Source organism: Brevundimonas sp., from assembly GCF_041688735.1.
GTDB lineage: Bacteria > Pseudomonadota > Alphaproteobacteria > Caulobacterales > Caulobacteraceae > Brevundimonas.
In genome coordinates, this window is record NZ_JBDNHO010000113.1 from 1 (window position 1) to 9,971 (window position 9,971).

10 protein-coding genes are annotated in these 9,971 nt (G+C 67.4%); 5 read left to right on the plus strand and 5 right to left on the minus strand.

All coding sequences use genetic code 11. From position 1 onward, the window contains the following. Positions 1–1,456: MFS transporter (locus ACESMO_RS11775; RefSeq protein WP_372708336.1), on the plus strand; the 1,456-nt coding region annotated here is incomplete at its 5' end. A gap of 105 nt (positions 1,457–1,561) precedes the next feature. Here the strand turns inward: ACESMO_RS11775 and ACESMO_RS11780 are convergent. Both ACESMO_RS11780 and ACESMO_RS11785 read right to left on the minus strand, forming a co-directional pair. Next, positions 1,562–2,704 carry a serine hydrolase domain-containing protein gene (locus ACESMO_RS11780; protein WP_372708337.1) on the minus strand — a complete coding sequence of 381 codons (1,143 nt, stop codon included), beginning with the start codon at positions 2,702–2,704 and terminating at the stop codon, positions 1,562–1,564. Beyond that, positions 2,701–3,936 (minus strand): TIGR03862 family flavoprotein, encoded by a 1,236-nt coding sequence (locus ACESMO_RS11785; RefSeq protein WP_372708338.1) that lies wholly within the window; start codon positions 3,934–3,936, stop codon positions 2,701–2,703. Before ACESMO_RS11785 ends, ACESMO_RS11780 begins: the two co-directional genes overlap by 4 nt. Positions 3,937–3,985: 49 nt before the next feature. On the opposite strand from ACESMO_RS11785, the gene greA reads away from it, so the two are divergent. The 3 genes from greA to pyrE all read left to right on the plus strand — a co-directional run bounded on the left by greA (position 3,986) and on the right by pyrE (position 5,665). Beyond that, complete coding sequence (greA, locus tag ACESMO_RS11790; RefSeq protein ID WP_372708339.1) at positions 3,986–4,462, plus strand: transcription elongation factor GreA; 477 nt, start codon at positions 3,986–3,988, stop codon at positions 4,460–4,462. Positions 4,463–4,587: 125 nt separating this feature from the next. After that, positions 4,588–4,740 carry a hypothetical protein gene (locus tag ACESMO_RS11795; RefSeq protein WP_200943719.1) on the plus strand — a complete coding sequence of 51 codons (153 nt, stop codon included), beginning with the start codon at positions 4,588–4,590 and terminating at the stop codon, positions 4,738–4,740. Between the two features lie 358 nt (positions 4,741–5,098). Next, complete coding sequence (pyrE, locus tag ACESMO_RS11800) at positions 5,099–5,665, plus strand: orotate phosphoribosyltransferase (RefSeq protein WP_372708340.1); 567 nt, start codon at positions 5,099–5,101, stop codon at positions 5,663–5,665. A gap of 93 nt (positions 5,666–5,758) precedes the next feature. Here the strand turns inward: pyrE and groL are convergent, their stop codons facing one another. Next, entirely contained in the window at positions 5,759–7,411 is a 1,653-nt protein-coding gene (groL, locus tag ACESMO_RS11805; protein ID WP_372708341.1) for a chaperonin GroEL, read from the minus strand. A 79-nt stretch (positions 7,412–7,490) separates the two neighbouring features. After that, positions 7,491–7,778: a co-chaperone GroES gene (gene groES / locus ACESMO_RS11810; RefSeq protein ID WP_372708342.1), complete on the minus strand. Its 288-nt coding sequence runs from the start codon at positions 7,776–7,778 to the stop codon at positions 7,491–7,493. 250 nt (positions 7,779–8,028) lie between these two features. On the opposite strand from groES, the gene ACESMO_RS11815 reads away from it, so the two are divergent. Further along, positions 8,029–8,481 carry a hypothetical protein gene (locus ACESMO_RS11815; protein WP_372708343.1) on the plus strand — a complete coding sequence of 151 codons (453 nt, stop codon included), beginning with the start codon at positions 8,029–8,031 and terminating at the stop codon, positions 8,479–8,481. Between the two features lie 135 nt (positions 8,482–8,616). Here the strand turns inward: ACESMO_RS11815 and ACESMO_RS11820 are convergent, their stop codons facing one another. After that, the gene (locus ACESMO_RS11820; protein ID WP_372708344.1) at positions 8,617–8,961 is read right to left on the minus strand and encodes a hypothetical protein; all 345 of its coding nucleotides are present in this window, start codon (positions 8,959–8,961) and stop codon (positions 8,617–8,619) included. Between the last annotated feature and the right edge of the window lie 1,010 nt (positions 8,962–9,971).

Below are 9,971 nucleotides of genomic sequence, written 5' to 3' on the forward strand. Positions count from 1 at the left end.
AGCTCCAGCCCTGTCCACCGCCCGCAAACGCTGGATACTCGCCGCCACCGTCCTCGGCTCCAGCCTGACCTTCATCGACGGCTCGGCCCTCGGCGTTGCCCTGCCGGCGATCCAGAGCGACCTCGGCGCGGGCCCCGCCGCCGTACAATGGGTGTCGAACGCCTATCTGCTGACGCTGGGTGCCCTGGTCCTGATCGGCGGGGCGGCGGGCGACCGGTTCGGGCGCAGGCTGGTGTTCCTGATCGGCGTCGCCGTCTTCGCCCTCGCCTCGATCGCCTGCGGACTGGCACCGACGGTCGAACTGCTGATCGCGGGGCGGGCCGCGCAAGGCTTGGGCGCGGCGCTGCTGACGCCGGGTGCCCTTGCTCTGATCGGCGCGACCTTCCCACCCGGAGAACGCGGCAAGGCCTTCGGGACGTGGGCCGGGGCAGGGGCCATCTTCGGCATGGTCGGTCCGCTGGTCGGCGGCTGGCTGGCGGACCAGGCCGACTGGCGCTTCATCTTCTGGATCAACATCCCGCTGGCCGTCGTGACGGTGGTCGTCGCCCTGCGCACCGTGCCCGAGAGCCGCGACGACGAGGCCCGGGGGCTGGACTGGCTCGGCGCCCTTCTGGCCATGACCGGCCTTGGGGCCCTGACCTGGAGCCTGACCGCCGCGCCCGACCTCGGCTGGCGCCATCCAGCCATCCTCGGCGGCCTGATCGGCGGCGTTCTCCTGCTGGCCGTCTTCGTCTGGGTCGAGGCGCGCCAGCGTCATCCGATGATGCCGCTGGGCCTGTTCCGGTCGTCCGTGTTCAGCGGGATCAACCTGCTGACGCTGCTGCTTTATTTCGCCCTGTCCGGCGCGATGTTCTTCCTGCCCTACGACCTGATCCGGGTGCAGGGCTTCAGCGCGACGATGGCCGGCGCCGCCATGCTGCCGTTCGCCGTGATCATGGGTCTGTTCTCGGGTTTCGCCGGCAAGCTGGCCGACCGTTTCGGAGCGCGGCTGTCGCTGAGCATCGGTCCCATCCTCGCCGGCATCGGCCTCGCCCTGCTGGCCCTGCCCGGGCCCGGCGCCGGCTATGTCAACGGGCCACTGGCGGGGATGACAGTGCTGGCGATCGGCATGACCCTGGCCGTCGGTCCCCTGACCGCCGCCGTCATGGGCGCGGTCGAGCCCGGCCACAGCGGCATCGCCTCGGGCGTCAACAACGCCGTCGCCCGGATCGCGGGACTGTTGGCCGTCGCCCTGCTGGGCGTCGTCCTCTCGGCCGTATTCGTGGCGGGCGTGGATGAACCGGAGGCGCGCGCCCTGCTGGGCCGGGTGATGGCGGGCGGCGACGGGGCGTCTCTTCAGCCCTCGGCCGTCGAGGCGTTCCACGCGGCCTTCCGGGTGGTGATGCTGGTCTGCGCTGCCTGCGCCGTGGCGGCCGGAATCATCGGTGGACTGACGGCACCGAGACGGAGTGGTTAGTGGCGAGTGACCGATACGTCTCGCCGCCTGATCCCCAATTCGCGACGCGCGAACCGGCAACCACTGATCACTAATCACTCGCCACTCGCCACTCGCCACTAATCACTAGCGACCGTAAAACGCCCCGATCAACCGCACCGCCCGCGGGTCCCCGATCAGGTGCGGCGATTGCCGCGTCATCACATAGGCCCCCGACACCCGTGCGTCCGGATCGGCAAAGGCGCAGGAGCCACCCCAGCCGCAGTGGCCCACCGCCGTCGGATTGGGCCCGAAGATGTAGGGGCCTTCGTTGCGCATCAGCCCCGCCGCCCAGCCGACGTCGAACGGCACGACCTTGTCGCGTCCGTGGATCCGCTCGCGCAGCATCTCGGCCAGCACGCCGGGCGACAGCACCGTCTGCCCATCCAGCCTTCCTCCATTGGCCATCACCCCCATGATCCGCGCCAGATCCCGTGCGGTCCCGTGCAGATTGGCCGAGGGCATTTCCATCGCCCGCCACGCGGTCGAGCCGCGCCCCCCCGGAGCCGAACCCCGGTCGAGGAAGGCCGAAGTCTTGATCGAGTCTATGGTCCCCAGGTCGGGCGCAGAGGCGGGTTTACGCAACGACGCCACCCGGCCATGCTCGGCCTCGGGCAGTCCGACCCAAAGGTCCAGACCGAACGGGGCGGCGAAATCCTCGCGCAGGGCGGCGCCCATGCTGCGCCCGTCCGCCAGCCGAAACAGTTCGCCCGCCAGAAAGCCGATGGTGATGGGGTGATAGCCCGACGCCGTCCCCGGCGGCCACATCGGGGCCTGTGCCGCCAGCCGGTCCAGAACCGCCTGACGATCAAACCAGATCGTCGGATCGACCGTCTCCGCGAACCCCGGCAGGCCCGCCTGATGGCTCATCATCTGGCCGACCGTGACCGCGTCCTTGCTCGCCTGCCCAAACGCCGGCCAGTACGAGGCGACCGGCGTGTCATAGTCCAGCACGCCGCGCTCGACGCAGGTCGCGATCAGCAGGGCCATGACCGCCTTGCCGGTCGAGAACACCGGCGTCAGCGTGTTCTGGTCATAGGGCACGGTCTTCGCCGCATCGGCCCAGCCGCCCCACAGGTCGATCACGACCTCTCCCTCGATGCAGACACTGAACCGCGCCGCCTGCTCGTTCAGCCCCTCGGGCGCCTCGGTGAAATTGGCGGCGAAGGCGGCCCTCACGGCGGCGAAACGGTCGGGGCACAGGCCATGGATGTTGGTCGGGACGGTCATGCGTCGCTCCTGGCCGACGCCTCTCGTTCGAGCCAGTCCAGCGCGCCTTCGGCCGCGACGATACCCGAGGCGATGGAGGCCTGAAGCAGATAGCCCCCTGTCGGTGCCTCCCAGTCCAGCATCTCGCCGGCCACGAAGACGCCGGGCACGGCCGTCAGCATCAGGTCGTCGTCGACCTGGTCCAGCCGCACGCCCCCGGCCGAGGAGATGGCGCGATCCAGACCCTGAACGCCGGTCAGGGTCAGGCGAACAGCCTTGATGCGCCGCGCCAGCTTGTCGGCCCCGGCGGGCAGGTCGCCGGGGATTTCGCGCAGTAGGCCGACGGCGGCGGGCGACAAGCCGGCGACCTTGCGCAGCCAGTTGGTGGCGCTGTCCTTGCCTCGGGGCTTGCTCAATCGTCCCGCCAGCGCGTCGATGGACAGGTCGGGCCGGAGGTCCACGATCAGGGACGCGGCTCCGTCGCGTTCGACCGCGTCGCGCAGGGCGGCCGACAGGGCATAGACCGCGCCGCCTTCCAGACCGTGGCGGGTGACCATGGCCTCGCCGCGCACCGTGCGGTCTTCGTGGGTCAGGGCGACGGGCTTCAACGGTTGACCGGCGAACCGGTCGGCGAAGATATCGGACCAGGCCACGTCGAAGCCGACGTTGGAGGGGCGGAACGGAGCCACGGCGACGCCCGCCGCTTCCAGTTCCGGCTTCCAGGCGCCGTCCGAGCCCAGGCGCGGCCAGCTGGCCCCGCCCATGGCCAGGACCACGGCGTCGGGCCGCTCCACGACCGCGCCGTCGGGCGTGGCGAAAACGAAGCCGCCGTCGCGCCGTCCGGTCCAGCGCGAGCGGGTCCGCAAGGTCACGCCGAGCCCGGCCAGCCGCGCCAGCCACGCCCGCAACAGGGGCGAGGCCTTCATCGCGCGCGGAAACACCCGGCCGGAAGAGCCGACGAAGGTCGGCTGGCCCAGCCCTTCGGTCCAGCCGATCAGCCGGGTGGGCGAGAACCGCTCCAGCCAAGCGCCGACCGTGGGCGCGGCCTCGGCATAGCGGGCGGTGAAGGGCTCGATGTCCTCGGAATGCGTCAGGTTCAGCCCGCCGCGCCCGGCCATCAGGAATTTGCGGGCGGCCGAGGGCATGGCCTCGTGCACCACGACGGTCGTCCCGGCCTGGGCCAGGCGTTCGGCGGCGGCGAGGCCGGCGGGGCCGGCGCCGATGACGTGGACGGTCTTGTCTGATGCGGTCATGGCCCTGTCCTAGACCGGAACGCCCGTCCACGGCATACGCTTGTGTCCCATGAGCGTCGCCTTCACCCGCGAGGAGGATCTGGAGGCCACGGCCGCCGATCTTCCCGACCGTCCGATTTCGCCCCACCCGAACCTGGTCACGCCCTCGGGCCTGGCCGCGATCGACACCGCCCTGGCCGCGGCCCGCGCCGCCTACAGTGCCGCCCAGGCCAAGGGGGACATCGAGGCCGACCGCACCGCCATGGCCCGCGCCACCCGCGACCTGCGCTACTGGTCGGCCCGCCGCGCCACCGCCCAGTTGGTCGAGACCGAGCCCGACGGCCGGGTCCGTTTCGGCGGCTCGGTGACCATCGCGCGCGCCGACGGCCGGGCCCAGACCTGGCGCATCACCGGCGAGGACGAGGCCGACCCCGCCGCCGGATCCGTCAGCCATGTCTCGCCGCTCGCCGTCGCCCTGATGGGCAAGACCACCGGCGACGAAGCCGTCGTCGCCGGCCAGACCGTGGAAATCGTCGCCGTCGATTGACCGTCAACGGTTGCCCCGCCGCCCCGCTTGCCCCACTTTGGGGAACAGACGGCGCTGGAGCAGCGCCCCTCCCCCCCGCGCTCAAGTCGCGCGAAGCGCGATAGCGCAAAGAAAGAGAGACCTTCATGGCCCGCAAACCCAACTACAGTTTCGAACGCCAGGAACGCGACCGCGCCGACGCCAAGAAGGCCGCCGAAAAGGCCGCCGCCAAGGCCGAAAAGAAAGCCGCCGCCGCCGCCCGCAAGGAAGCCGGCCTACCGCCGCTCGAGGAAGACTGAGGTTCCATCGACATTCAGCAGAGGCGCTGACGGTCACCAAGCCCCGTCATTCCGCAGCCGCGTAGCGGAACCCGGAACCCCGGTGCGCCCGTCGTCGCGCTCCGGCCTCTGCCCGGGGTGCGCGCCCGTCCACCACGCCGCCCGCGCCAGCCCATCCGCCTGTTAGACTTGTGGCTTAGCCACCCCTGCTGCCAGCGTGGCCCGTGTCGGCTCCGTCGGCCACCCCCGCTTCCGTCGTAATCGCTATGCGGGCCACCCCCGCCCCCGCACGGTTGACTCACCCCCCTGCATCCGTCTGTACAGGCCCCACCACACTCGCGGGCCGCACGGCCCCGAACCCCGACCGCAAGGACCCATCATGGCAGATGCCGCGCGCGCCGATTTCGAAGCCGAACTGCTGCAGATCATCCGCGAGCGCTCGTTCCGCTCGGGGCGGTTCACCCTCGCCTCGGGCAAGGAGAGCACCCTGTATTTCAACCTGAAACCGACCATGATGACGCCGCGCGGCGCGCATCTGTCGGCCCGGGCCCTGCTCGCCAGGGTCGACGCCGAGACCGTCGATTTCGTCGGCGGGCCGGAGATGGGGGCGGTGCCGGTGATCGCCGCCCTGGCCGCGCTCAGCGATATCGAGGGCCGTCCGGTCAGGACCTTCTTCACCCGCAAGGCCGCCAAGGCGCACGGCACCCGCGACGTCATCGAGGGCCTGTCCGCGACCGAGACCCTGTCCGGCGCGCGCGTGCTGATCGCCGACGACGTCGCCACCAGCGGCGGCTCCATCCTCAAGGCCGCCGAGGACGTCCGCGCGGCGGGCGGCAGTGTCGAGGTGGCGCTGGTGCTGGTGGATCGTCAGGAGGGCGCGACGGAATTTCTCGCGGACCACGGCATCCGTCTGGTGTCGGTGTTCACGGCCCGGGATTTCGCCTGAGGGCGCGCCGGCGGCCGGGCGGGGCGCAAAAAGAAGCCCCCGGCCCTTGCGGACCGGAGGTTCTTTTCGTTCAGCCTGAGCCGAGCGTCGGACTTAAAAGTCCATGTCGCCCATGCCGCCCATGCCGCCGCCCATGCCGCCGCCGGCACCGCCGCCCGAGCCCTTTTTGGGAGCGTCGGCCACGGCCGCTTCGGTGGTGATCAGGATGCCGGCCACGGAGGCGGCGTCCTGCAGGGCGGTGCGCACGACCTTGGCGGGGTCGATGACGCCGGCCTTGATCATGTCGACGTATTCTTCCGTCTGGGCGTTGAAGCCATAGGTGGGCGAGGGGTTCTCGAGCACCTTGCCGACCACGATCGAGCCCTCGACGCCGGCGTTTTCGACGATCTGACGGATCGGGGCCTGGATGGCGCGGCGGATGATGGCGATGCCGGCGGTCTGATCGGCGTTGTCGCCTTTCAGGCCTTCGAGTGCCTTGGTCGCCTTCAGCAGCGCGATGCCGCCGCCGGGGACGATGCCTTCCTCAACGGCCGCGCGGGTGGCGTTGAGGGCGTCGTCGACGCGGTCCTTCTTTTCCTTGACCTCGACTTCGGTCGAGCCACCGACGCGGATCACGGCAACGCCGCCGGCCAGTTTGGCCAGACGTTCCTGCAGCTTTTCCTTGTCGTAGTCCGAGGTGGTGTCCTCGATCTGCTTCTTGATCTGGCCGATACGGGCCTCGATCGCGGCCTTCTCACCGACGCCGTCGACGATGGTGGTGTCGTCCTTGGTGATGGTGACCTTCTTGGCCTTGCCGAGCATGTCGATGGTGACATTCTCCAGCTTGATGCCGAGGTCTTCCGAGATGACCTGGCCGCCGGTCAGGACGGCGATGTCTTCCAGCATCGACTTGCGACGATCGCCAAACCCGGGGGCCTTGACGGCCGCGACCCGCAGGCCGCCGCGCAGCTTGTTGACCACCAGCGTGGCCAGGGCCTCGCCCTCGATGTCCTCGGCGATGATCAGCAGCGGGCGACCCGACTGGACCACGGCTTCCAGGATCGGCAGCATCGACTGCAGCGACGACAGCTTCTTCTCGTGAAGCATGATCAGGGGCTCCTCGAGCTGAACCTCCATCTTGTCGGCGTTGGTGATGAAATAGGGGCTCAGATAGCCGCGGTCGAACTGCATGCCTTCGACGACGTCGAGCTCGGTTTCGGCGGTCTTGGCTTCTTCAACCGTGATGACGCCTTCGTTGCCGACCTTTTCCATGGCCTTGGCGATCATGTCGCCGACTTCCTTGTCGCCATTGGCCGAGATGGTGCCGACCTGGGCGATCTCGGAGTTGGCGCTGACCTTGCGGCTGGTCGATTTGATCTCGGCCAGGACGGCGGTGACGGCCTTATCAATGCCGCGCTTCAGATCCATCGGGTTCATGCCGGCGGCCACGGCCTTGAGGCCTTCCTGGACGATCGACTGGGCCAGGACGGTGGCGGTGGTGGTGCCGTCGCCGGCCTTGTCATTGGTCTTGGAGGCGACTTCGCGGATCAGCTGGGCGCCCATGTTCTCGAAGGCGTCCTCCAGCTCGATCTCTTTGGCGACGGTGACGCCGTCCTTGGTCGAGCGCGGGGCGCCGAAGGATTTCTGGATCACCACGTTGCGGCCCTTGGGACCCAGGGTGACCTTGACCGCATTGGCCAGGATGTTGACCCCACGCAGCATCTTCTCGCGGGCGTCGGTGGAGAACTGAACTTGTTTGGCAGCCATTTTTAATTTTTCCAGAATTTCGGGTGAATGAAAGAGAAGACTCGAACTTCAACAGGCCCGGAGCGGGCCGGAGCCGGGGTCAGCCCAGGACGCCGAGGACGTCCGACTCTTTCATTATGATCAGGTCTTCGCCTTCCAGCTTGACCTCGGTGCCCGACCATTTGCCGAACAGGATGCGGTCGCCGGCCTTCAGGTCCATGGCGATGTGCTTGCCGTCTTCGTCACGGGCACCGGGGCCGACGGAGACGACTTCGCCTTCCTGGGGCTTTTCCTTGGCGGTGTCGGGGATGATGATCCCGCCCTTGGTCTTGGATTCTTCTTCCACGCGCTTCACGAGCACGCGGTCGCCGAGCGGACGAAACGCCATTTCTTTGTCTCCAACAAGAATCGATCGAGGCTCGGCGCGGCGCTTTTGGCAGCCATGACGTCCGAGTGCTAACGCGAGCGGCAAGTAGGTTGGCCGGGCGGCCGCGTCAAGCGTGACGTGTTCCGAATTCCGGCGCTGAACCGGCGCGCGGATGACTGGAGCCTGAACGGCGCGCTCCACCCGCGTTCAGGCCCGGACGCCTACATTGCGGGAATTGCCGAGCGATCGGCGTCCAGCGAGGAGCAATCCGATGCGTGAACTGATCCCCCTCAAGGCCTTGGGAGCCGGCGCGGCCGCCGCCCTGGCCATGGGTCTGGCGACGGCGACCCCGGCCAGCGCCCAGTCCTACGGCAGCGACCCTGTCCTGGGCGCTATCGTTCGGGGCGTTCTGGCCGCCACAGGCAACAATGGCCGCTACGGCTATGACCAGAACACCTATCGCGGCGAGAAGTGCCAATATTACCGCGACAGCCGCTGCTACCGTAACCAGGGTCACTGGGAGCGCGAGCACGGCATCAACAGCCGTGATCGAAACCAGAACCAAGGCTACGGCTACGGCTACGGCCAGAGCGGATACCAGGAAGGCCGCACCTATTCCGGCCGCGGCTACTACCGCGAGGGCCGCTTCTGGCGGAACCATGGCCAGTGGCGCAGCTATCAGAACCGCAGCGACCGCGACTATCGTTACGACCGTCGCTGGTAGCGGAACCGTTCGTCCGACCGCGTGAGTTGGGTCGGGCGTGGTCGAGAAAGGCGGGCGCCGGAGACGGCGTCCGCTTTTTTAATGGGCGAGTTCCGGGCCGTGCCGTCGACCGCTCTCGTCCCGTTGCGGACGTTGCTACGGGCGCAGGTCTGCCGGGTATTCGTTCGCCGAGATCATTACCTGCTCGGCCTCGCCATCGGCATCGAGGTACTGATGGCCGGACGCCTGCAAGAGCGGACCAATCAGGTCACCCGCCCGTCGCAACGTATCGTTGGAGCATTCCCAGCGCAGGCCACCGCTCACGCTGACATGTGATCTAACAGCCTGGGCGACCACGCTAACAGTCACCGTGTTCTGATCTTCGCCCACGACGACTTCCGAGACACCCTCAACAATGCCTGACAGGCACTCCAGCAGGGAGAGCATGCCAGCATTGTCGCCCCATATGAGCAGGGTCGTCGCGCCGTCGAAGTCGTCCATTAGTCGGGCTTGAAGCATTCGATACGCTACCGCGCTGCCAGTCTGCTGACCACCCGATCTGGAAGCGCGGCATGTCGGCTATCGGGATATCGGAGATAGAAGGCTCTCGAACCGTAGCGGAAGTTGAGTGGCGCACTCCGATCCTTGAATATAGGCTCCTCCGATCATGACGCGCACTCTCTTATCCATGCTCTTGCTGCTGGGCCTATGTGCCTGTTCTGACCGCTCGTCCCTCGCGGCTCCGTATAAGAACCCATGGGACAGGGCAGCCATCCAACTTGGCTATGCTGGCTGGGTCTACTGGCCGTGTTTTCGTAAAGAAAAAGACGCTTACGGTGATGTGCAGGCGTTTATCGGCTCCAAGGAATGCTTTCGCTTCAACCCGCCAGAGCGGATGCGCGGCATTTGGCTTGACGAGGGTGAAGACGAGGAATTTCTACCCAACGCGACCGCGTCGCCCGTCGTACGGTCCTATTCACCCGACGCCACCTCGCTAGAATTTACTCGACCCGAGCCTCTCCTCACCGGTGGACACCAAGCCTATGCAATAGAGTTTGTAGGGCGCCGAGCGACATATCCCGGCCACTACGGCCACTTGGGAATGAGCCGCCACCTGATAATCGTAGATGAGATGTTGTCCGCCAACCCCGTGCCACCGCCAAAAAGGCGGCAGTAAAGACATCTGCCGAGAGTCCGCTAGCCACCCTTAGCGGCCTGTCCGCTTCCGACCCGATGCGGACCTTCGGAATTTTCAAGCCAAGACTCGGGAACGAAGAATGGGATGCTTTAAACGTCGCCGACAATCGGCCGGTGGCCTTTCCTAAACTGCGATTTACAGTCTCGCTTTATGCTTGGCCTATGACTGCCGGGCCTAGGCTCAGGACCCATTAAAGGGATTCACACGGTCGTGGCGATCTGATTCACTGGTGGCAGGAGGAGCCTGTCATGAGTGATCTGTTTTGGCTGACGAACAAGCAGATGCGTCGGATCAAGCCATATTTCCCGCTGTC